24 protein-coding genes are annotated in these 19,368 nt (G+C 73.9%); 6 read left to right on the top strand and 18 right to left on the bottom strand.

Features of this window, described 5'->3' with window-relative positions:
• Nucleotides 1–33 precede the first annotated feature (33 nt).
• From trpA to hisI, 9 genes are all read right to left on the bottom strand, one after another.
• Nucleotides 34–849 (bottom strand): tryptophan synthase subunit alpha, encoded by an 816-nt coding sequence (trpA, locus tag SMD11_RS24765; protein ID WP_087928537.1) that lies wholly within the window; start codon nucleotides 847–849, stop codon nucleotides 34–36.
• Entirely contained in the window at nucleotides 846–2,090 is a 1,245-nt protein-coding gene (trpB, locus tag SMD11_RS24760) for a tryptophan synthase subunit beta (protein WP_087928536.1), read from the bottom strand. The genes trpA and trpB overlap by 4 nt, the downstream gene beginning before the upstream one ends.
• A 53-nt stretch (nucleotides 2,091–2,143) precedes the next feature.
• Nucleotides 2,144–2,308: a tryptophan biosynthesis modulator TrpM gene (gene trpM, locus SMD11_RS37370; protein ID WP_087928535.1), complete on the bottom strand. Its 165-nt coding sequence runs from the start codon at nucleotides 2,306–2,308 to the stop codon at nucleotides 2,144–2,146.
• A gap of 6 nt (nucleotides 2,309–2,314) precedes the next feature.
• Nucleotides 2,315–3,124 (bottom strand): indole-3-glycerol phosphate synthase TrpC, encoded by an 810-nt coding sequence (trpC, locus tag SMD11_RS24750; RefSeq protein ID WP_087928534.1) that lies wholly within the window; start codon nucleotides 3,122–3,124, stop codon nucleotides 2,315–2,317.
• A gap of 202 nt (nucleotides 3,125–3,326) precedes the next feature.
• Nucleotides 3,327–3,761, bottom strand: coding sequence for a DUF2752 domain-containing protein (locus SMD11_RS24745; protein ID WP_087928533.1), 435 nt, complete (start codon nucleotides 3,759–3,761; stop codon nucleotides 3,327–3,329).
• A 107-nt stretch (nucleotides 3,762–3,868) separates the two neighbouring features.
• The gene (locus SMD11_RS24740) at nucleotides 3,869–4,102 is read right to left on the bottom strand and encodes an HGxxPAAW family protein (protein WP_087928532.1); all 234 of its coding nucleotides are present in this window, start codon (nucleotides 4,100–4,102) and stop codon (nucleotides 3,869–3,871) included.
• A gap of 112 nt (nucleotides 4,103–4,214) precedes the next feature.
• Complete coding sequence (locus SMD11_RS24735) at nucleotides 4,215–4,868, bottom strand: TIGR02234 family membrane protein (protein WP_087928531.1); 654 nt, start codon at nucleotides 4,866–4,868, stop codon at nucleotides 4,215–4,217.
• Nucleotides 4,869–4,969: 101 nt separating this feature from the next.
• Complete coding sequence (locus tag SMD11_RS24730; protein ID WP_087928530.1) at nucleotides 4,970–6,496, bottom strand: anthranilate synthase component I; 1,527 nt, start codon at nucleotides 6,494–6,496, stop codon at nucleotides 4,970–4,972.
• Between the two features lie 11 nt (nucleotides 6,497–6,507).
• Nucleotides 6,508–6,888, bottom strand: a complete 381-nt coding sequence (hisI, locus tag SMD11_RS24725; protein ID WP_087930716.1) for a phosphoribosyl-AMP cyclohydrolase — start codon at nucleotides 6,886–6,888, stop codon at nucleotides 6,508–6,510.
• A gap of 223 nt (nucleotides 6,889–7,111) precedes the next feature.
• Here hisI and SMD11_RS24720 point away from each other — a divergent pair, with 223 nt between their 5' ends.
• The 3 genes from SMD11_RS24720 (at nucleotide 7,112) to SMD11_RS24710 (ending at nucleotide 9,293) form a co-directional block, all read left to right on the top strand.
• Nucleotides 7,112–7,924, top strand: a complete 813-nt coding sequence (locus tag SMD11_RS24720; protein ID WP_159395350.1) for a hypothetical protein — start codon at nucleotides 7,112–7,114, stop codon at nucleotides 7,922–7,924.
• A 123-nt stretch (nucleotides 7,925–8,047) separates the two neighbouring features.
• Complete coding sequence (locus SMD11_RS24715) at nucleotides 8,048–8,680, top strand: TIGR03085 family metal-binding protein (protein WP_087928528.1); 633 nt, start codon at nucleotides 8,048–8,050, stop codon at nucleotides 8,678–8,680.
• A gap of 52 nt (nucleotides 8,681–8,732) precedes the next feature.
• The gene (locus tag SMD11_RS24710) at nucleotides 8,733–9,293 is read left to right on the top strand and encodes a DoxX family protein (protein WP_087928527.1); all 561 of its coding nucleotides are present in this window, start codon (nucleotides 8,733–8,735) and stop codon (nucleotides 9,291–9,293) included.
• A 169-nt stretch (nucleotides 9,294–9,462) separates the two neighbouring features.
• Here the strand turns inward: SMD11_RS24710 and hisF are convergent, their stop codons facing one another.
• Genes hisF through hisD form a run of 8 tightly spaced genes read right to left on the bottom strand, consistent with a single transcriptional unit; the run spans nucleotide 9,463 to nucleotide 15,223 of the window.
• Nucleotides 9,463–10,218 carry an imidazole glycerol phosphate synthase subunit HisF gene (gene hisF / locus SMD11_RS24705; protein ID WP_087928526.1) on the bottom strand — a complete coding sequence of 252 codons (756 nt, stop codon included), beginning with the start codon at nucleotides 10,216–10,218 and terminating at the stop codon, nucleotides 9,463–9,465.
• Nucleotides 10,215–10,622 carry a RidA family protein gene (locus tag SMD11_RS24700; protein ID WP_087928525.1) on the bottom strand — a complete coding sequence of 136 codons (408 nt, stop codon included), beginning with the start codon at nucleotides 10,620–10,622 and terminating at the stop codon, nucleotides 10,215–10,217. Before SMD11_RS24700 ends, hisF begins: the two co-directional genes overlap by 4 nt.
• A complete protein-coding gene (gene priA, locus SMD11_RS24695) occupies nucleotides 10,619–11,344 on the bottom strand; it encodes a bifunctional 1-(5-phosphoribosyl)-5-((5-phosphoribosylamino)methylideneamino)imidazole-4-carboxamide isomerase/phosphoribosylanthranilate isomerase PriA (RefSeq protein WP_087930715.1) in 726 nt (241 codons plus the stop codon). The genes SMD11_RS24700 and priA overlap by 4 nt, the downstream gene beginning before the upstream one ends.
• Before the next feature lie 8 nt (nucleotides 11,345–11,352).
• The gene (hisH, locus tag SMD11_RS24690; RefSeq protein ID WP_087930714.1) at nucleotides 11,353–11,994 is read right to left on the bottom strand and encodes an imidazole glycerol phosphate synthase subunit HisH; all 642 of its coding nucleotides are present in this window, start codon (nucleotides 11,992–11,994) and stop codon (nucleotides 11,353–11,355) included.
• Nucleotides 11,991–12,158, bottom strand: a complete 168-nt coding sequence (locus SMD11_RS35970) for a hypothetical protein (protein ID WP_199843944.1) — start codon at nucleotides 12,156–12,158, stop codon at nucleotides 11,991–11,993. Before SMD11_RS35970 ends, hisH begins: the two co-directional genes overlap by 4 nt.
• Entirely contained in the window at nucleotides 12,155–12,748 is a 594-nt protein-coding gene (hisB, locus tag SMD11_RS24685; RefSeq protein ID WP_087928524.1) for an imidazoleglycerol-phosphate dehydratase HisB, read from the bottom strand. The genes SMD11_RS35970 and hisB overlap by 4 nt, the downstream gene beginning before the upstream one ends.
• Nucleotides 12,745–13,827 (bottom strand): histidinol-phosphate transaminase, encoded by a 1,083-nt coding sequence (locus tag SMD11_RS24680; protein WP_087928523.1) that lies wholly within the window; start codon nucleotides 13,825–13,827, stop codon nucleotides 12,745–12,747. Before SMD11_RS24680 ends, hisB begins: the two co-directional genes overlap by 4 nt.
• A 46-nt stretch (nucleotides 13,828–13,873) precedes the next feature.
• The gene (gene hisD / locus SMD11_RS24675) at nucleotides 13,874–15,223 is read right to left on the bottom strand and encodes a histidinol dehydrogenase (RefSeq protein WP_418952476.1); all 1,350 of its coding nucleotides are present in this window, start codon (nucleotides 15,221–15,223) and stop codon (nucleotides 13,874–13,876) included.
• A gap of 164 nt (nucleotides 15,224–15,387) precedes the next feature.
• Between hisD and SMD11_RS24670 the strand changes: the two genes are divergently transcribed.
• From SMD11_RS24670 to ybaK, 3 genes are all read left to right on the top strand, one after another.
• Nucleotides 15,388–16,989, top strand: a complete 1,602-nt coding sequence (locus SMD11_RS24670) for an oxidoreductase (RefSeq protein WP_087928522.1) — start codon at nucleotides 15,388–15,390, stop codon at nucleotides 16,987–16,989.
• A 261-nt stretch (nucleotides 16,990–17,250) separates the two neighbouring features.
• Nucleotides 17,251–17,988 carry an LON peptidase substrate-binding domain-containing protein gene (locus SMD11_RS24665; protein WP_087928521.1) on the top strand — a complete coding sequence of 246 codons (738 nt, stop codon included), beginning with the start codon at nucleotides 17,251–17,253 and terminating at the stop codon, nucleotides 17,986–17,988.
• A gap of 20 nt (nucleotides 17,989–18,008) precedes the next feature.
• Nucleotides 18,009–18,506, top strand: coding sequence for a Cys-tRNA(Pro) deacylase (gene ybaK / locus SMD11_RS24660; RefSeq protein ID WP_087928520.1), 498 nt, complete (start codon nucleotides 18,009–18,011; stop codon nucleotides 18,504–18,506).
• 184 nt (nucleotides 18,507–18,690) lie between these two features.
• On the opposite strand, the gene SMD11_RS24655 is transcribed toward ybaK, so the two are convergent.
• On the bottom strand, nucleotides 18,691–19,314 hold the full coding sequence (locus SMD11_RS24655) for a hypothetical protein (protein WP_087928519.1): 624 nt from the start codon (nucleotides 19,312–19,314) through the stop codon (nucleotides 18,691–18,693).
• Nucleotides 19,315–19,368 lie beyond the last annotated feature (54 nt).

Here is a 19,368-nt window from a genome sequence, read left to right as displayed (position 1 = left end):
GCGCGCCCCCGGTCGTCGGTTCCATCAAAAGAGTTACGCGCGCTTGCGTACGCCTTCGGCGAGTTCACCCGCGAGGGCGCGCACCGCGGTCAGGCCGGCCTCCAGGCCGGGGGCCTCCAGCAGGCGCTTGACGAAGGCCGAGCCGACGATGACGCCGTCGGCGAACTGCGCGACCTCGGCCGCCTGCGCGGCGTCGGAGACGCCGAGGCCGACGCAGACGGGCAGCTCGGTCACGGCGCGGGTGCGGCGCACCAGCTCCTGCGCCTCGTGGCCGACGGACTCCCGGGTGCCGGTGACGCCCATCAGGGAGGCGGCGTAGACGAAGCCGGTGCCCGCGGCGGTGATCCGGGCGAGTCGGTCGTCGCGGCTGCTCGGCGCGACCACGAACACCGTGGCCAGGCCGTGCTGTTCGGCGGCCTTGCGCCACACCTCGGACTCCTCGACCGGGAGGTCGGGGAGGATGCAGCCCGCTCCCCCGGCCTCGGCGAGGTCGGCGGCGAACCGCTCGACGCCGTAGGCGTCCACGGGGTTCCAGTACGTCATGACCAGGACCGGGGCGCCCGTCGCGGCGTGCGCCTCGCGGACCGTGCGGAGCACGTCGACGATCTTGACGCCGCCGCGCAGGGCGATGTCGTCGGCGGTCTGGATGACCGGGCCGTCGAGGACCGGGTCGCTGTGCGGCAGCCCGACCTCGACGATGTCGCAGCCGCCTTCGAGCATCGCGGTGACGGCGCGGACGCCGTCGTCGACGGTGGGGAAGCCGGCCGGGAGGTAGCCCACGAGGGCGGCGCGGTTCTCGGCCCGGGCCGTGGCCAGGGCGCTGTTCAGCAGTTCGATGTTGCCGCTCACTTGGCCGCCCCCTCGGTGGCGTCGTACAGCCCGAAGTAGCGGGCCGCCGTGTCCATGTCCTTGTCGCCGCGCCCGGAGAGGTTCACCAGGATCAGCCCGTCCTCGCCCAGCTCCTTGCCGAGGTCCAGCGCGCCGGCGAGCGCGTGGGCGCTCTCGATCGCCGGGATGATGCCCTCGGTGCGGGAGAGGAGTCGCAGCGCCTGCATGGCCTCGTCGTCGGTGACGGCGCGGTACTCGGCGCGGCCGGCGTCCTTGAGGTAGGAGTGCTCGGGGCCGATGCCGGGGTAGTCGAGCCCGGCGGAGATGGAGTAGGGCTCAGTGATCTGGCCGTCCTCGTCCTGGAGGACGTAGCTGCGGGAGCCGTGCAGGATGCCGGGGGTGCCGGCGGCCAGGGTGGCGGCGTGCTCGCCGCTGGAGAGGCCGTGTCCGCCGGCCTCGCAGCCGATGAGCCGGACGCCGGTGTCGGGCAGGAAGGCGTGGAACAGGCCGATGGCGTTGGAGCCGCCGCCGACGCAGGCCACGGCGGCGTCCGGCAGCCGGCCGGCGCGCTCCAGGATCTGCCGGCGGGCCTCGACGCCGATCACCCGGTGGAAGTCGCGGACCAGCTGCGGGAAGGGGTGCGGGCCGGCGACCGTGCCGAAGAGGTAGTGGGTGCGGTCGACGTTGGCGACCCAGTCGCGGAACGCCTCGTTGATGGCGTCCTTCAGGGTGCGGCTGCCGGACTTCACGGCGACGACCTCGGCTCCGAGCATCCGCATCCGGGCGACGTTGAGCGCCTGGCGCTCGGTGTCGACCTCGCCCATGTAGACGGTGCACTCCAGGCCGAAGAGCGCGCAGGCGGTGGCGGTGGCGACGCCGTGCTGGCCGGCGCCGGTCTCGGCGATGACGCGGGTCTTGCCCATGCGCTTGGTGAGCAGCGCCTGGCCCAGCACGTTGTTGATCTTGTGCGAGCCGGTGTGGTTGAGGTCCTCGCGCTTGAGGAAGACCCGGGCGCCGCCCGCGTGTTCGGCGAAGCGCGGCACCTCGGTCAGGGCGCTGGGGCGGCCGGTGTAGTTGACCAGGAGGTCGTTGAGCTCGGCGGCGAAGGCGGGGTCCGCCTTGGCCTTCTCGTACTCGACGGCGACCTCGTCCACGGCGGCGACGAGGGCCTCGGGGATGAATTTACCGCCGAAGGCGCCGAAGTAACCCTCGGCGCTCGGGATGTGACCCTCCGGGTCCGGGATGAAGAATTCAGAGGACACGTGCGTACTCCTCGAAAGGCGTGACGGTGCGGTCTACGGAAAAGAGCGGTGCCTCAGTGGCCCGCGGCGGATACGGCGCCGCCGCGCCATCGCATTCCGTTGATCTGCCCCGGCTCACAGCCGATGTGGTAACGCACGCGCCGGCCGAGCACGCGGCGCGCGGGCGCACGGCAGCCCCGGGGACGGCATCCCCGGGCCAAGCGCGCGTACGCCCCCATGTGCGGTCAGCCCCGCCCGTGCCGCAGCGCCGGGTGGGCCCCGGCGGCCACCAGGTCGGCCACGGCGCCCTTGGGGTCGCGGCCGGTCACCAGGGACTCGCCGACCAGGACGGCGTCGGCGCCGTCGTTGGCGTAGGCGATGAGGTCGTGCGGGCCGCGCACCCCGGACTCGGCGATCTTGATGATGCCGTCCGGGATCTCGGGGGCGACGCGGGCGAAGGTGCCGCGGTCGACCTCCAGGGTCTTGAGGTTGCGGGCGTTGACGCCGATGATCCGGGCGCCGGCGTCCACCGCGCGCTGGACCTCTTCCTCGTCGTGCACCTCGACCAGCGGGGTGAGGCCGATGGACTCGGCCCGCTCGATCAGGGAGACCAGGGCCTCCTGCTCCAGCGCGGCGACGATCAGCAGGACCAGGTCGGCGCCGTAGGCCCGCGCCTCCCAGAGCTGGTAGGCCGTGACGATGAAGTCCTTGCGGAGGATCGGGATGTCGACCTTGGCGCGGACGGCCTCCAGGTCGGCGAGCGAGCCGCCGAAGCGGCGCTGCTCGGTCAGCACGCTGATGACGGCCGCGCCGCCCGCCTCGTAGTCCGCGGCGAGGCCGGCGGGGTCGGCGATCGCGGCGAGCGCGCCCTTGGAGGGGCTGGAGCGCTTCACCTCGCAGATGACGCTGACGCCCTCGCCGCGGAGGGCGGCGACGCCGTCCTTGGCCTGCGGGGCCTTGGCCGCCCGCTCCTTGAGCTCGTCGAGGCTGACGCGCGCCTGCCGCTCCGCGAGGTCGGCACGGACGCCCTCGATGATCTCGTCGAGCACACTCACGCGAGCGGCCCCCTTCCGGACTCGGCTGGTCTGGGCTGGTGGGGCGGACAACATCCTCACCAGGCACTGCGATGGTACTTGCCGGAGGGCGAAGGTTTCGCATCCGGTTGACGCGGGTCCCACTCCGTGGATGCCCAGTGGACACCCGGGGAATGCGTACGAGATCGATTGAATGATCGCCGACGGCTCACGGACGCGCCCGCTACGGGACGAGAGCGGCGCCGAACGGCAGGTTCCGTACGACCGTGAAGGCGAGGACGAGCGCGCCCAGCGCCCACCGGTGGGCGGCCTTCGGGAGCGGCGAGACCCCGCCGGCACCGCGCAGCGCCCGGACCGCCCAGACGGCCCAGAGCAGGGCGAAGGCGGCGTAGCCGGCGACGGCGAGGGCGTTGGCGCCCAGGGCGGCGGCGAGATCGCCGTGGCACAGCGCGTGCAGACCGCGCAGCCCGCCGCAGCCGGGGCAGTACAGGCCGGTGTACCGCAGCAGGGGGCAGGCGGGGTAGTGGCCCGGCCGGTGGGGGTCGACGGCGGCGACGTAGCAGGCGGCCGCGGCGACGCCCGCGCCGACGCCGAGCGGCACGCTCAGGCGGCGCGCCGCGGCCCGGGCGGGGGCGGCCCCGCCGGCGCTGTCGCTCACGCTCCCCAGTCTCCGCCCGGCAGCGCGAAGGCGCGGCCCGGGACCCGGCGGATTCCGCCGTACGGGTCCCGGGGCCGCGCCCTCTTCGCAACGAGCTCCGGGGGCGGTCAGCCCTGGGTCTGCGGCTGCGCCTTCTTGACAGCGGTCTTGGGCGCCTGGCCGAGGCCCATCATGCGCATGATGCCGCCGACGACGCCGCCGAGGGCGATCACGACGATGCCCGCCCAGAAACCGGCCGGCTTGGCCGCCACCATGAACGCGCCGGAGACGCAAAAGCCGATGAAGGCGATGGTGACACCGGTCCAGGCGGCCGGGGTGTGTCCGTGGCTGCTACCCGACATGAGTAAGACTCCTCGTTGCTGTGGCGCGCCCTGGGGCGCGGGGAACGCTCATGGTCATTGTCCCCGACGGCCGGGGCCGCCTCGCTCTGGGGTGGGGCGTGTCAGGAAGGCGTCACGGCCGGGTGTCGCCGGTGGGGTCCTCGCCGCGGTCGAGGGCCTTCCACAGCTCCTCGGGGCGCTCGGGGTCGGGCGCGGTGCGGGCGCGGCGCGGCCGGGGGGTGCCGTCGCGCTCGTAGCGGCTGGACATGGCGGGCCAGTGGCGGCCGTAGCGCAGGGCGAGGAGCCCGGCGAGCAGGAGCAGCACGCCGCCGGCGAGGGCGACCCAGGGCCAGGCGGTGTGGCTGACGCCGTCTATGGCGGCGCCGGTGAGCCCGCTGGCCCGGGATGCCTTCTCCTCCAGGGCGGCGGTGTCGGTGGCGCCGGTGACCGCGCCGGCGACGACGCCCGCGCCGCTCAGGGCGAGCAGGCCGGCGACGACGGTGCGCCAGACGCCGCGGACGGCGAAGACGGCGACGAGCGCGGCGAGGGCGACGACGGCGAGGGCGCCGGGCAGGCCGCCGACGTCCTGGCCGCTGGCGCTCTGGGCGACGGCGGATCCATTGATCCGGGTGGTGCCCTCGGACCAGGTGCGGCCGCCCGCCAGGAGGACGAGTGCCGCGCCCGCGGCGCCCGCCAGCAGGGCGGTGCCGACGCTGCGCCGGCGGCCGGCGCCGGTACGGGCGGCGGGCTCGACATGGGGGCGGGGGTGGGGTACGGCTGCGCTCACGGTTACCACTATCTCTCGTCGGTGCCGGGCGGGCGCCCCGGGGGTCCCCGTGCGGGCGCCCCGGGGCGGCTCCGGGGCGCGCCTCGGCGGCCCCGCGCGGCTCAGGACCGGTGGGTGAGCCGGTTCGCGGAGTGGACGGCGCGGAGCACGGCGGCGGCCTTGTTGCGGCACTCGGCGTCCTCGGCCGCCGGGTCGGAGTCGGCGACGACGCCCGCGCCGGCCTGCACGTAGGCGGTGCCGTCGCGCAGCACGGCGGTGCGGATGGCGATGGCGGTGTCGGAGTCCCCGGCGAAGTCGAGGTAGCCGACGCAGCCGCCGTACAGGCCGCGGCGGGCGGGCTCCAGCTCCTCGATGATCTGCATGGCGCGGGGCTTGGGGGCGCCGGAGAGGGTGCCGGCGGGGAAGCAGGCGGTGAGCACGTCGAAGGCGGTGCGCCCGGGGGCGAGGCGGCCGGTGACGGTGGAGACGATGTGCATCACGTGGCTGTAGCGCTCGATCGACATGAAGTCGACGACCTCGACGCTGCCGGGTTCGCAGACCCGGCCGAGGTCGTTGCGGCCGAGGTCGACGAGCATGAGGTGCTCGGCGCGCTCCTTGGGGTCGGCCATGAGCTCCTCGGCGAGGGCGGCGTCGGCCTGCGGGGTGGCGCCGCGCGGCCGGGTGCCGGCGATGGGGTGCACCAAGGCCTGCCCGTCCTCGACCTTGACGAGCGCCTCGGGGCTGGAGCCGACGATGTCGAACCCGTCGAAGCGGAGCAGGTACATGTACGGGCTCGGGTTGGTGGCCCGGAGCACGCGGTAGACGTCGAGGGCCGAGGCCTCGCAGGGCGTCTCGAAGCGCTGGGAGGGGACGACCTGGAAGGCCTCGCCCGCGCGGATGCGCTCCTTGATGTCCTCCACGGCCGCCATGTAGTCGGGGCCGCCCCAGCGGGCGGTGTACTCGGGGAGCTCGGAGGGCGGCAGGGCGGTGGGGTCGGTGGGGGCGGGCCGGTGCAGGTCGGCGGCCATGGCGTCGAGGCGGGCGACGGCGTCGGCGTAGGCCTCGTCGACGCCCGTGTCGAGGTCGTTGTGGTTGATCGCGTTGGCGATCAGCAGGACGGTGCCGTTCCAGTGGTCGAGGACCGCGAGGTCGGAGGTGAGGAGCATGGTCAGCTCGGGCAGGCCGAGGGTGTCGGCGCCGTGCTCGCCGATCCGCTCCAGGCGGCGCACGATGTCGTAGCCGAGGTAGCCCACCATGCCGCCGGTGAAGGGCGGCAGTCCGGTGCCCTCGATGAGGTCGCGCGGGGTGTGCAGGGCGGCCACGGTGGCGCGCAGGGTCTCCAGCGGGTCGCCGTCGGTGGGGACGCCGACGGGCGGGGTGCCGAGCCAGTGGGTGGCGCCGTCGCGGACGGTCAGGGTGGCGGCGCTGCGGACGCCGACGAAGGAGTAGCGGGACCAGGTGCGGCCGTTCTCGGCGGACTCCAGCAGGAAGGTGCCGGGGCGCTCGGCGGCGAGCTTGCGGTAGAGGCCGACGGGGGTGTCCCCGTCGGCGAGGAACCGCCGGGTGACCGGGATGACCCGGCGGTCCTTCGCGAGCGTACGGAAGGTTGCGGCGTCGGGGGCGATGTCACCCGGGGTCGTGGCTGCCATGGCAGCGGATGCTACTTGGCCGATGGCAGGACGTCGGCATCGAAGCACGTGCGGTCACCGGTGTGGCAGGCGGCGCCGACCTGGTCGACCTTGACGAGGAGGGTGTCCGCGTCGCAGTCGAGGGCCACCGACTTCACGTGCTGGACGTGGCCGGAGGTGTCGCCCTTGACCCAGTACTCCTGGCGGCTGCGGCTCCAGTAGGTGCAGCGGCCGGTGGTGAGGGTGCGGTGCAGGGCCTCGTCGTCCATCCAGCCGAGCATGAGGACCTCGCCGGTGTCGTACTGCTGGGCGATGGCGGGGACCAGGCCGTCGGCGTCGCGCTTGAGGCGGGACGCGATGGCGGGGTCGAGGGCGGAGGCCCCGGGGGGCGTGGGGCGGGTGGTGCCGGTCATGCGGTCCATTCTGCCGCTTCCGCCGCCGCGGGCGCGGGTGCGGGGCAGCGTTGACCGAGCAACGGTGGTCGGGGTCACTTCCTCCGCCGCGGGCGCGGGTGCGGGTACGCGCGCGGGTCAGAGCCGGCCTACGGGCGCGGGTCCCGTACGGGCGCGGGGGCGGGGCGTTCGGATCGGGATCCCGCCGGTGGGGCTGTCAGTGGCGTACGGCATGCTGTCGCGCATGACCTCTCCGCCGCCGCCGAACCCCCCGCAACCGCCTGGCCACGGCGGTGGTTTCGGACCGCCCCAGGGCTTCGGGCCGCCGCAGCCGCCGGCCCAGCCGCCCGCCCAGCCGTACGGCAATCCTTACGGCCAGCCCCAGCCCCAGCAGGGTTTCGGCCAGTACGGGCAGTTCGCACCCCCGCCGCCCCCGCCCTCGGGCGGCAACGGCGCGAAGGTCGCCGCCATCGTGGTCGCGGCCGTGCTGGTGGCGGGCCTGATAGTGGGCGGCGTCATCCTCACCTCCGGTGGTGGTGACGACGAGCCGTCCGCGAAGGGGAAGCCCTCGCCGAGCCCCTCGGTCTCGTCCGCCGCGCCGTCCGAGGCCCCGTCCGCGACGCCCAGCTCGCCCTCCGACGCGCCCTCGGGCTTCGACCCGTCGGGCTCCGCCGGCCCGTCGGCGCCGTCCGTGTCCCGGGTGCCGTACGTGGTGCTCAAGCCCGGCCAGTGCTTCGACCACCCGCACCTGAGCAGCGGTGTCACCCGGGTGACCACGCGGTCCTGCGACACGAGCCACGACGGCGAGGTCATCGGCAACGCGATGCTGACGGGCACGTTCTCCACGGAGATGGACATCCAGGCCAAGGCCAAGGACCTCTGCGAGAAGAAGGCCCAGGCCCGGGTGCGCTCCATAGCCGACGGCCGCACGTACTACTCGTACACCCTCTATCCGGCCAAGTCGACGTACGACCGCGGCCAGTCCGAGGTCACGTGCACGATCACCCGGAGCACGGGGCCGGGCGGCGCGAAGCTGACGGAGGCGCTGCCGGACTAGGGACGCGGGGGCTTTTCCCCGGCCCCGCCCCTTCCCGGAACCGGGGGCGAGCCTCCGGGTCCCCGTCCCACGCTCCGCGCGGTGCCGTGGCCCCGGAGGGGCGCCAGTCGTAAGGTGGGGCGCATGTCGACCCACGCGCAGCGCGAACGCCTGCTCCTCGCCGATCTGTTGGAGATGGCGGGCCCGGACGCCCCCACCCTCTGCGACGGCTGGCGGACCCGGGACCTCGCGGCCCATGTCGTGGTGCGCGAGCGCCGTGCCGACGCCTCCGCCGGCCTGGTGATCAAGGCGCTGGCGCCACGGCTGGAGCGGGTGCAGGCCGAGTTCGCCGCGAAGCCGTACGAGGAGCTGATCCAGCTCATCCGTACGGGGCCGCCGCGGCTGTCCCCGTACGCCCTCAAGCAGATCGACGAGGCCGCCAACACGGTGGAGTTCTTCGTGCACACCGAGGACGTCCGCCGGGCCCGGCCGGACTGGACGCCCCGGGAGCCGGACCCCGTCTTCGCGGACGCGCTGTGGGCGCGGCTGGAGCGGGTGGCGCGGATGCTGGGGCGCCGGTCGCCGGTGGGGCTGGTGCTGCGGCGGCCCGACGGGCGGACGGCGATCGCGCACCGGGGCGCCCCGGTGGTGACGGTCACCGGCGAGCCGGGCGAGCTGACGCTGTTCCTCTTCGGCCGGCAGGACGCGGCCCGGGTGGAACAGGACGGTGACGCGGACGCGCTCGCGAAGCTTCGTGGGGCGACACTGGGTATCTGAGCCCCCTGAGGGCAAGGGGCCGACCGGATCCCGATCGGAAGAAGGTGCCGACATGGCGTCCCGCCACAGAACCACCTCCCTCACCAGTTCCCTCGGTGGCCCCTTGGGCGGCCAGGGGGCCACCGCGCTGCCGACGGGGGTCTCCCTGGGGCTGCTGCTGTTCCGCCTGATGATCGGCCTCATCATGATGGGGCACGGCACGCAGAAGCTCTTCGGCTGGTTCGACGGCCCCGGGATCGACGGGACGGGGAAGTTCTTCACCCAGTCGGGCTATCCGGCGGGCAAAGCGATGGCCGTCGTGGCCGCGCTCAGCGAGACGCTGGGCGGGGCCGGGCTGTTCCTGGGCCTGCTCACCCCGCTGGCCGCGGCGGCGGTGCTGGGCACGATGATCAACGCCCTGGTGGTGACGTGGGGCGATTTCTTCCTGCCGAGCGGTGTGGAATTCCCGCTGCTGATCGCCGTGGCGTCGGCGGGGCTGGCGCTCACGGGCCCGGGGCGGTACGCGGTGGACCACTATCTGCCGGTGCTGCGGGCGCATCGGCTGTCGTACGGGGTGGGGGCGATTCTTCTGGCGTCGTTGGCGGCGCTGGCCATTGTTCTGACGCGCGACTAGGGGGCGGGCAGGGCTTTTTCCCCACCCCGCCTCTTCCCCCAACCGGGGCAGGCCCCCGGACCCCCGTCCCGCACTACCGCGCGGTGGCCTCGAACACCGGCCGGGCTGATCTTCAGCCCGGCCGGCGTGTGAGAAGGCCCGGGCCCGGGGCGGAGCCCGGGAGCAGTCGTCAGCGGACCGGGTGGCCGGCCTCGCGGAGGGTGTTCTTCACGTCCGTGATCCGGAGGTCGCCGAAGTGGAAGACGGAGGCGGCCAGGACCGCGTCCGCGCCCGCCTCGACCGCCGGCGCGAAGTGCTCCAGGCGGCCCGCGCCACCGCTGGCGATCACCGGGACGGAGACGTGCTCACGCACGGCCCGGATCATCTCCGTGTCGTAGCCGTCCTTGGTGCCGTCGGCGTCCATGGAGTTCAGCAGGATCTCGCCGGCGCCCAGTTCGGCCGCGCGGTGCGCCCACTCCACCGCGTCCAGGCCGGTGCCGCGGCGCCCGCCGTGGGTGGTGACCTCGAAGCTCCCGGAGGCGGTGCGGCGGGCGTCGACGGAGAGGACCAGCACCTGGCGGCCGAAGCGCTCCGCGATCTCCTGGATGAGCTCGGGGCGCTCGATGGCCGCGGTGTTGACGCCGACCTTGTCCGCGCCGGCCCGCAGCAGCTTGTCGACGTCGGTCGCGGCGCGGACGCCGCCGCCCACGGTCAGCGGGATGAAGACCTGCTCGGCGGTGCGGCGCACCACGTCGTAGGTGGTCTCGCGGTTACCGGAGGAGGCGGTGATGTCCAGAAAGGTCAGTTCGTCGGCGCCCTCCTGCCCGTAGACCTTGGCCATCTCGACGGGGTCGCCGGCGTCACGGAGGTTCTGGAAGTTGACGCCCTTGACGACCCGGCCGTTGTCCACGTCCAGGCAGGGGATGACTCGGACCGCCAGGGTCATGTGTTCGTTGCTCCTCTGAAAGCTTCTACTTCTACCTCGACCAGGACGCGCGAGTCGACGAAGCCGGAGACGACGACCAGGGTCGCCGCGGGGCGTACCGCGTCGAAGAGCTCGTGGTGGGCGCGGCCGACCGCGTCCACGTCGCGCGCGTGGGTGAGGTACATACGGGTGCGGATGACGTCGGCGGCGCCGAGGCCGAACTCGCCCAGGGCGGCGAGGGCGTTGCCGAAGGCGGCGAGCGTCTGCTCGTAGGGGTCGCCCTCGCCGTGCAGGACGCCGCCGGCCAGCGGCATGGTGCCGGCGACGAGGACCGTGTCCCCCGCCGCCACGGCGCGTGCGAAGCCGATCGTCTCCTCCCAGGAGCTGTCTGACTGTACGCGCCGCGGTGCGGGGGAATCGGTCATACGGACACAGCCTCCAGGGCTTCTTCCAGGGTGAACGCCTTGGCGTAGAGGGCCTTGCCGACGATGGCGCCTTCCACGCCCTCCGGTACCAGCGTGGCGATCGCCCGCAGATCGTCAAGGGAGGAGACGCCGCCGGAGGCGACGACCGGCCGGTCGGTGACGGCGCAGACGTTCTTCAGGAGCTCCAGGTTGGGACCCTGGAGGGTGCCGTCCTTGGCGATGTCGGTGACGACGTAGCGGGCGCAGCCCTCGGCGTCGAGGCGGGCGAGGGTCTCGTAGAGGTCGCCGCCGTCGCGGGTCCAGCCGCGGCCGCGCAGGGTGGTGCCGCGGACGTCGAGGCCGACGGCGATGCGGTCGCCGTGCTCGGCGATGACCTTGGCGACCCACTCGGGGGTCTCCAGGGCGGCGGTGCCGAGGTTGACGCGGGTGCAGCCGGTGGCGAGGGCGGCGGCGAGCGAGGCGTCGTCGCGGATGCCGCCGGAGAGCTCGACCTTGATGTCCATGGAGCGGACGACCTCGGCGACCTGGGCGCGGTTGTCGCCGGTGCCGAAGGCGGCGTCGAGGTCGACCAGGTGCAGCCACTCGGCGCCGGACCGCTGCCAGGCGAGGGCCGCGGACATCGGATCGCCGTAGGACGTCTCGGAGCCGGACTCGCCGTGGACGAGGCGGACGGCCTGGCCGTCGCGGACGTCGACGGCGGGGAGCAGTTCGAGCTTCGGCATCTGGGGGCTCACAGGGTCTCGATCCAGTTGGTCAGCAGCTGGGCGCCGGCGTCGCCGGACTTCTCGGGGTGGAACTGGGTGGCGGACAGCGGCCCGTTCTCGACGGCGGCGATGAAGGGCTCGCCGTGCGTGGCCCAGGTGACCTGGGGCGGGCGGATGTGGTCCGCGGTGATCTCGAAGCCCCACTCGCGCACGGCGTAGGAGTGCACGAAGTAGTAGCGGGTGCCGGCGTCGAGGCCGGCGAAGAGCCGGGAGTCCTCGGCGGGGGTGACGGTGTTCCAGCCCATGTGCGGGACGACGGGGGCCTTGAGCGGCTCGACCGTGCCGGGCCACTCGTCGAGGCCCTCGGTCTCGACGCCGTGCTCGATGCCGCGCTCGAAGAGGATCTGCATGCCGACGCAGATGCCCATGACGGGGCGCCCGCCGGAGAGCCGGCGGCCGACGATCCAGTCGCCGCGGGCGGCGCGCAGCCCGCGCATGCAGGCGTCGAAGGCGCCGACGCCGGGGACGAGCAGGCCGTCGGCGGTCATGGCCTTGTCGTAGTCGCGGGTGATCTCGACGTCGGCGCCGACGTGGGCGAGGGCGCGCTCGGCGGAGCGGACGTTGCCGAAGCCGTAGTCGAAGACGACGACCTTCTTGCGGTTGCTCATGACCACAGCCCCTCGACGCGCAGCAGGCCGGCGGACAGGCACATGGTGGCGCCTATGCCGAGCAGCACGATGATGCTCTTGGGCATGCCCTGCTTGGCGAAGGAGATGATGCCGCCGACCAGGAAGAGGCCGACGACGATCAGGGTGGTGGAGAGGCCGTTCACAGGGCGCCCTTCGTCGAGGGAAGAATTCCGGCGGCGCGCCGGTCGTGTTCGCAGGCGTAGCGCAGCGCCCGGGCGAGGGCCTTGAACTGGCACTCGACGATGTGGTGGGCGTTGCGGCCGTAGGGCACGTGGACGTGCAGGGCGATCTGGGCCTGCGCGACGAAGGACTCCAGGATGTGGCGGGTCATCGTGGTGTCGTACGTGCCGATCATCGGCGCCATGTTCTCGGGCTCGGTGTGCACGAGGTAGGGGCGGCCGGAGAGGTCGACGGTGACCTGCGCGAGGGACTCGTCCAGCGGGACCGTGCAGTTGCCGAAGCGGTAGATGCCCACCTTGTCGCCGAGCGCCTGCCGGAAGGCGGCGCCGAGCGCGAGGGCGGTGTCCTCGATGGTGTGGTGGGTGTCGATGTGCAGGTCGCCGTCGGTCTTGACGGTGAGGTCGAAGAGGCCGTGGCGGCCCAGCTGGTCGAGCATGTGGTCGAAGAATCCGACCCCGGTCGACACGTCGACCTGCCCGGTGCCGTCGAGGTCGATCTCGACGAGGACGGATGTCTCCTTCGTGGTGCGCTCGACGCGCCCGACGCGGGTCATCGCTGGTTCTCCTTCATCACTGCGCGGACCGCGTCCAGGAACGCGTCGTTCTCGGCGGGGGTGCCCGCGGTGACCCGCAGCCATCCCGGTACGCCGTTGTCCCGTACCAGCACGCCGTGGTCGAGGATGGCCCGCCAGGTGGCGTGGCTGTCCGCGAAGCGGCCGAACTGGACGAAGTTGGCGTCGGAGTCCGTCACCTCGCATCCCCTGGCGCGCAGCTCGGTGACGAGGCGGTCGCGTTCGGTCTTGAGCTGTTCGACGTAGCCGAGCAGGGTGTCGGTGTGCTCCAGGGCGGCGAGGGCCGTGGCCTGGGTGACGGCCGACAGGTGGTACGGCAGGCGGACGAGCTGGACGGCGTCGACGACGGCGGGGGCCGCCGCGAGGTAGCCGAGGCGGAGTCCGGCCGCGCCGAAGGCCTTGGACATGGTGCGGGAGACGACGAGGTTCGGCCGGCCCTCGATCAGCGGGAGCAGCGAGGGGCGGTGGCTGAACTCGCCGTAGGCCTCGTCGACGACGACCAGGGAGGGCCTGGCCGCCTGGGCGGCGTCGTGGAGCCGCAGGACGGTGTCGGCCTCGACGGCGGTGCCCGTGGGGTTGTTGGGCGAGCAGATGAAGACGACGTTCGGCCGGTGCTCGGCGATGGCGCGCTCGGCGGCCGCCACGTCGATGGTGAAGTCGTCCCGGCGGGGGCCGGAGATCCAGCCGGTGCCGGTGCCGCGGGAGATCAGGGCGTGCATCGAGTACGAGGGCTCGAAGCCGATGGCCGTGCGGCCGGGTCCGCCGAAGGTCTGGAGCAGTTGCTGGAGGACCTCGTTGGAGCCGTTGGCCGCCCAGACGTGGCGCATGGTGACCTCGTGCCCGGCGGTGCGGGTGAGGTACTTGGCCAGCTCGGTGCGGAGCTCGACCGCGTCCCGGTCGGGGTAGCGGTTGAGGTTCCGGGCGGCCTCGGCGACGCGCTCGGCGATACGGGCGACGAGGGGCTCGGGGAGCGGGTAGGGGTTCTCGTTGGTGTTGAGGCGTACGGGCACGTCGAGCTGCGGGGCGCCGTACGGGGACTTGCCGCGGAGTTCGTCCCGGATGGGGAGTTCGTCCCAGGGGACTCGGGGGTGTTACGGGTCTCGTGCGTCACTTGCCGTCCGGAACCTTCCAGTCGAACCGTGCCTTGACCGCGGCGCCGTGCGCCGGCAGGTCCTCGGCCTCGGCGAGGGTCACCACGTGGCCCGCGACCTCGGCCAGGGCTTCCCTGGTGTAGTCCACGACGTGGATGCCGCGCAGGAAGGACTGGACGGAGAGGCCGGAGGAGTGGCAGGCGCAGCCGCCGGTGGGCAGCACGTGGTTGGAGCCGGCCGCGTAGTCGCCGAGCGAGACGGGGGCGTAGGGGCCGACGAAGATCGCGCCGGCGTTCTGCACCCGGGCGGCGACGGCCGCGGCGTCGGCGGTCTGGATCTCCAGGTGCTCGGCGCCGTAGGCGTCGACGACGGCGAGGCCGTGGTCGACGGAGTCGACCAGGACGATGCCGGACTGGCGGCCGCCGAGCGCGGGGGCGATCCGGTCCTCGACGTGCCGGGTCAGGGCGACCTGGGTCTCCAGCTCCTTCTCCACCGCGTGCGCGAGGTCCTCGGAGTCGGTGACGAGGACGGCGGCGGCCAGCGGGTCGTGCTCGGCCTGGCTGATGAGGTCGGCGGCGACGTGCACGGGGTCGGCGGTGGCGTCGGCGAGGATGGCGATCTCGGTGGGGCCGGCCTCGGCGTCGATGCCGATGCGGCCCTTGAGCAGCCGCTTGGCGGCGGCGACCCAGATGTTGCCGGGGCCGGTGACCATGTTGACCGGGCGGCACTCCTCGGTGCCGTAGGCGAACATGGCGACGGCCTGGGCGCCACCGGCGGCGTAGACCTCGTCGATGCCCAGCAGCGCGCAGGCGGCCAGGATCGTGGGGTGCGGCAGGCCGCCGAAGTCGGCCTGGGGCGGGGAGGAGACGGCCATGGAGCCGACGCCCGCCTCCTGGGCCGGCACCACGTTCATGATCACGGACGAGGGGTAGACGGACCGGCCGCCCGGGACGTAGAGGCCGACGCGCTGGACGGGCACCCAGCGCTCGGTGACCGTGCCGCCGGGCACGACCTGGACGGTCTTGTCGGTGCGCCGCTGCTCGCGGTGGACGATGCGGGCGCGGCGGATGGACTCCTCCAGCGCGGCGCGCACGGCGGGGTCGAGCTCGGCCAGGGCACGGGTGATCGCCTCGGCGGGGACCCGGACCCGGTCGATGGTGACGCCGTCGAACCGCTCCGCGTAATCGATCAAGGCCGCGGTGCCACGATGATGCACGTCCTCGCAGATGGGCCGCACCTTCTCCAGGGCGGCCTCGACGTCGAGTTCGGCTCGGGGCAGCAGATCGCGGTCGATGCCGGCCTCACTCCAGGAGGAACCAGGAGCCGAGGCGGAGGCGGTGCCGCGCAGATCGATTCGGGAGATCACACCGCCAATTGTCTCAGACCCGTCCCGGCGCACGGCTCCCCGTACCACTCAGTGATACGTGCCAACGAGTGATATCCGATTCTTACTATGAGTGTTCAACCGGTCACACGAATGGGAATGAGGCTGGTACCGAGGGGTTGACGGGACGGGAGGGGGTACGGTCCGTGACCGAGTCACAGGGCGGGGAGCCGCCCGCCGGCCTGGATCTGACCACCGCCGAGTGGGGCATGTGGCAGGCCTTCCGCACCGGCAGCACCCACGATCTGCGCACCCCGGAGCCCGAGCGGAACGACCCGGGCGGACCGCACGCGTGGGGCCCCGAGCGGAGCGTGCGCGCCCAGGTGGTGGCCCTGCTGCTGCTGGAGGGGCCGCCCGCCCGGCCGGGCCGGGTCGCGGCCCTCAAGCTCAACGGCGCGCGGATCACCGGCACCCTCGACCTGTCCGGCGGCACGGTCGTGCCCTACGTCGAGATGCACAACTGCCGCTTCGACCACCAGGTCCTGCTGCCGGAGAGCCACTTCACCACGCTGCGGCTGGTCGGCTGCGCCCTGCCCCGGCTGGAGGCGGCCCGGCTGCGGACGGAGGGCGATCTGCACCTGCCGCGCTGTGCGGTGCGCGCCGGCATCCGGCTGACGGACGCCCACATCGGCACGGACCTGCTGCTCAACCAGCTGGTGGTGCGCCGGGACCGGCGCGGGGTCTCGGTGGCGGCCGACGGGATGACGGTCGGCCAGGACCTCCAGGCCGAGATGATGCGCTCGTACGGCGAGCTGAGCATGCGCGGCGCGCAGATAGGGGCCTCGCTCAGCCTGCGCGGCAGCACGCTCAGCAACCCCTACGGCCGGCGCGCGCTGAACGCCCCGCAGCTGACGGTGGAGCGGACCCTGTATCTGACGGGCGCCTGGATCAGCGGCGCCGCCTTCGCCGCCGGCGCCACTCCCCCGTACGGCGTCACCAACACCCCCGAGCAGGGCACCCGCGTGCAGCACTTCCAGTGTCAGGGCGGCGCCCGGCTGGACGACGGCCGGTTCGGCGACGCGGTGGACCTCAGCCAGGCCCGGTTCTCGATGGAGGCGGACCAGGAGCTGTCGCTGCGCCGGGTGCAGACGCCCGAGCTGCGCTTCCTCGGGGAGTGGCTGGCGCGGGGGCGGGTGGTGCTCTCGGGGGCGCGGGTGGTCAACCTCGTCGACCGGGCCGACAGCTGGCCGGGGCCGGGCGGCCTGGTCATGGCCGGTTTCTTCTACGAGAACCTGATACCGCTGGGCCACTTCCCGCTCGCCACCCGGCTGGAGTGGGTGGCCGCCGCCACCCCCGAGTACGCCCCGGAGCCCTACGAACGCCTGGCGGGCGTCCTGCGCGACAGCGGCGAGGACGCGGACGCGCGGGCGGTGCAGCTGGCCAAGCAGCGGCGCCGCCGCGAGACGCTGCCGCTGGCCGGCAAGGCGTGGGGCTATCTCCAGGACTGGACGGTCGCGTACGGCTACCGCCCCGGGCGGGCCGCCGTCTGGATGGCGGTGCTCTGGGCGGCGGCCGCCGTCTATTTCACCTGGCGGCCGGTGCCTCCCCTCAAGGAGGGCGAGGGCCCGCAGTGGAACCCCGAGCTGTACGCCCTCGACCTGCTGGTGCCCGTCATCGACCTGGGCCAGGGCACGTCCTGGCGCCCGACGGGGGCGGCCCAGTGGGTGGTGAGCGCGCTGATCCTGCTGGGCTGGGTGCTGGCGACGACGGTGGCGGCGGGGGCGTCGCGGGTGCTGCGGCGGCAGTGAGCGGTTCGCTCGGCCGCTGCGCGGGGCGTTTTCCCCGGCCCCGCCCCTTCCCGAATGTCCTCAAGCGCCGGACGGGCTGATTTTCAGCCCGTCCGGGGGCACCTCCCAGCGGTAGCTGGGGGAGCTTGAGGACCGGGGTCCGGGGCGGAGCCCCGGTTCGGGAAGGGGCGGGGTGGGGAAGGCCCCGCGCAGCGGCACCCCCGGCCACCGGGAAGGAAACTCCGGACCGGCCGGCCGCCCAGGCCATTAGGCTTACCCGCTGTGACCACCGCGCGCCTTCCGATCTTCCCGCTGAACTCGGTGCTGTTCCCGGGCCTCCTCCTGCCCCTGAACGTCTTCGAGCAGCGCTACCGCGCGATGATGCGCGACCTGGACGCGCTGCCCGAGGAGGCGCCGCGCCGCTTCGGCGTCGTCGCCATCCGGGACGGCCACGAGGTCGCCCCCACCCTGCCGGGCCTGCCGACGGGCTCCCTCCCGGAGCCGGGCCCCGCGTCCGGCTTCGGCGCCGACCCGCTGGCGTCCTTCTACTCCGTGGGGTGCGCCGCCGACGCGGCCACCGTCCGGGAGCGGCCCGACGGCACGTACGAGGTCCTCGCCACCGGCACCACCCGCTTCCGGCTGCTGTCCCTCGACACCTCCGGCCCGTACCTGACGGGTGAGGTGGAGTACCTGGAGGAGGAGCGGGGCGAGGGCGCGGGCGCGCTCGCCTCCGGGGTGGTCCGGGCGTTCCGGGCGTACCAGAAGCGGCTGGCGGGGGCGGCGGAGAGCACGCTGGCGGGCCGGGCGGAGCTGCCGGGCGAGCCGTCCGTGCTGTCCTACGTGGTCGCCGCGGCGGCGATGCTCGACACCCCGGCCCGGCAGCGGCTGCTCCAGGCGCCGGACACGGCGAGCCGGCTGGCGGAGGAGCTGAGGGTGCTGCGGGCGGAGACGGCGCTGATCGGTAAGCTCCCGTCGCTGCCGGCCGTCGGTCTCACCCAGCGGCCGACCTGCCCCAACTGAGCCCGACCGGGAGGACGCCCGTGAAGAAGTCCAAGAAGCGGCAGTCCGGCTCCACGCCGGCGATCGTCGCCCTGGAGCAGGCCGGTGCCGCCTTCACGGTGCACGCCTACGACCACGACCCGGCCGTCGCCTCCTACGGCGAGGAGGCCGCGCGGGCGCTCGGCCGTAACCCCGGGCAGATCTTCAAGACCCTGGTGGCCGAGGTGGACGGCGCGCTGACCGTCGCCGTCGTGCCCGTGTCCGGCTCGCTCGACCTCAAGGCGCTGGCGGCCGCGGTCGGCGGGAAGCGGGCGGCGATGGCCGACCCGGCGGCGGCCGAGCGCACCACCGGCTACGTGCGCGGCGGCATCTCGCCGCTCGGGCAGCGCAAGCGGCTGCCGACCGCGCTGGACTCCTCGGCGGACGCCCACCCGACCGTCTGTGTCTCGGCGGGCCGCCGGGGGCTGGAGGTCGAGCTCGCCCCCGCCGATCTCGCGGCGCTCACCGGTGCGGTGGTCGCGCCGATCGCCCGCGCCTGAGCGCCCCGCCCGAGGGGCTGGACTCCTCGCGCCGTCTCGGCTACGACCGAGGGGCGGGCAGCGGTCCGCGCGCCCGCAGGGAGGGGACGCCCATGTCGAAGCGCACCCGTAAGCGCCGCTGGCGCCTGAAGAAGGGCCGGGCCAACCACGGCCGCCGGCCCGCCTGACAGCGGGCCGCCGCGGCCTAGCCGGCCGTCGGCTCCCCGGGCCCGGACCACTGCGGTCCGGGTTCCGGGTCGCGGGGGCCGAAGGCGGCGGTCAGCACGAGGTGCACGGCCATGGCCGCCAGCGGCCAGGCCAGCAGGACGCCCTTGGCCGCCAGCTTGAGGGGGGCGTCGAAGACGACGCCCTTGCCCACGGACTTCGCGGCCGCGACCACGTCGGAGGCCGGGCCGAGCCAGACGCCCAGCCGCCAGCCGATCAGCGCGCCGAGCAGCGAGCCCGCCGCCAGCCCGACGACCAGCGGGATACCGCCCCGGCGGCGGACGAGGAAGACGACGACGGCGCTCAGCACACCGAAGCCCAGCGCCAGCAGCGCGAACGTGCCGTCCGCGCCGATCGCCTGCTCGCCCTCGGTGCTCTTGAGGTAGACGGCCTTGCCGTCCGAGATCAGCGGCACCCGGGGCGCCAGCCAGGCCCACAGCGCCCCCAGCGGCAGCCCGGCCACCGCGACCGCGGCGGCGACGACCGCGCCCTGCCGCAGCTCCTCGCGGCGCTCGGCGGCCTCCTCGGGGGTCCGTCCGGCCACGGCGAGGCCGACGGGCTGTTCGGACGGTGGCTGGTCGTGCGGGGTCAGGGGTGCGGTCACCCTGTCATCGTGCCAGGTGTCCGGCGCGTCCCCGACGGCAGGACGGCCGGTCCG

Origin of the sequence: Streptomyces albireticuli (assembly GCF_002192455.1) — a bacterium.
Classification (GTDB): domain Bacteria; phylum Actinomycetota; class Actinomycetes; order Streptomycetales; family Streptomycetaceae; genus Streptomyces; species Streptomyces albireticuli_B.
Note: the sequence above shows the minus strand (reverse complement) of the source record. Positions and strands in the feature narration are given on the sequence as shown.

What these genes read in the sequence shown, in the direction of transcription:
- trpM (WP_087928535.1), bottom strand. Translation starts at nt 2,308, where the DNA reads ATGGGGGCGTACGCGCGCTTGGCCCGGGGATGCCGTCCCCGGGGCTGC.
- SMD11_RS24740 (WP_087928532.1), bottom strand. Translation starts at nt 4,102, where the DNA reads ATGTCGGGTAGCAGCCACGGACACACCCCGGCCGCCTGGACCGGTGTC.
- SMD11_RS24730 (WP_087928530.1), bottom strand. Translation starts at nt 6,496, where the DNA reads ATGGCAGCCACGACCCCGGGTGACATCGCCCCCGACGCCGCAACCTTC.
- hisI (WP_087930716.1), bottom strand. Translation starts at nt 6,888, where the DNA reads ATGACCGGCACCACCCGCCCCACGCCCCCCGGGGCCTCCGCCCTCGAC.
- SMD11_RS24720 (WP_159395350.1), top strand. Translation starts at nt 7,112, where the DNA reads ATGACCTCTCCGCCGCCGCCGAACCCCCCGCAACCGCCTGGCCACGGC.
- SMD11_RS24715 (WP_087928528.1), top strand. Translation starts at nt 8,048, where the DNA reads ATGTCGACCCACGCGCAGCGCGAACGCCTGCTCCTCGCCGATCTGTTG.
- SMD11_RS24710 (WP_087928527.1), top strand. Translation starts at nt 8,733, where the DNA reads ATGGCGTCCCGCCACAGAACCACCTCCCTCACCAGTTCCCTCGGTGGC.
- hisF (WP_087928526.1), bottom strand. Translation starts at nt 10,218, where the DNA reads ATGACCCTGGCGGTCCGAGTCATCCCCTGCCTGGACGTGGACAACGGC.
- SMD11_RS24700 (WP_087928525.1), bottom strand. Translation starts at nt 10,622, where the DNA reads ATGACCGATTCCCCCGCACCGCGGCGCGTACAGTCAGACAGCTCCTGG.
- priA (WP_087930715.1), bottom strand. Translation starts at nt 11,344, where the DNA reads ATGCCGAAGCTCGAACTGCTCCCCGCCGTCGACGTCCGCGACGGCCAG.
- hisH (WP_087930714.1), bottom strand. Translation starts at nt 11,994, where the DNA reads ATGAGCAACCGCAAGAAGGTCGTCGTCTTCGACTACGGCTTCGGCAAC.
- hisB (WP_087928524.1), bottom strand. Translation starts at nt 12,748, where the DNA reads ATGACCCGCGTCGGGCGCGTCGAGCGCACCACGAAGGAGACATCCGTC.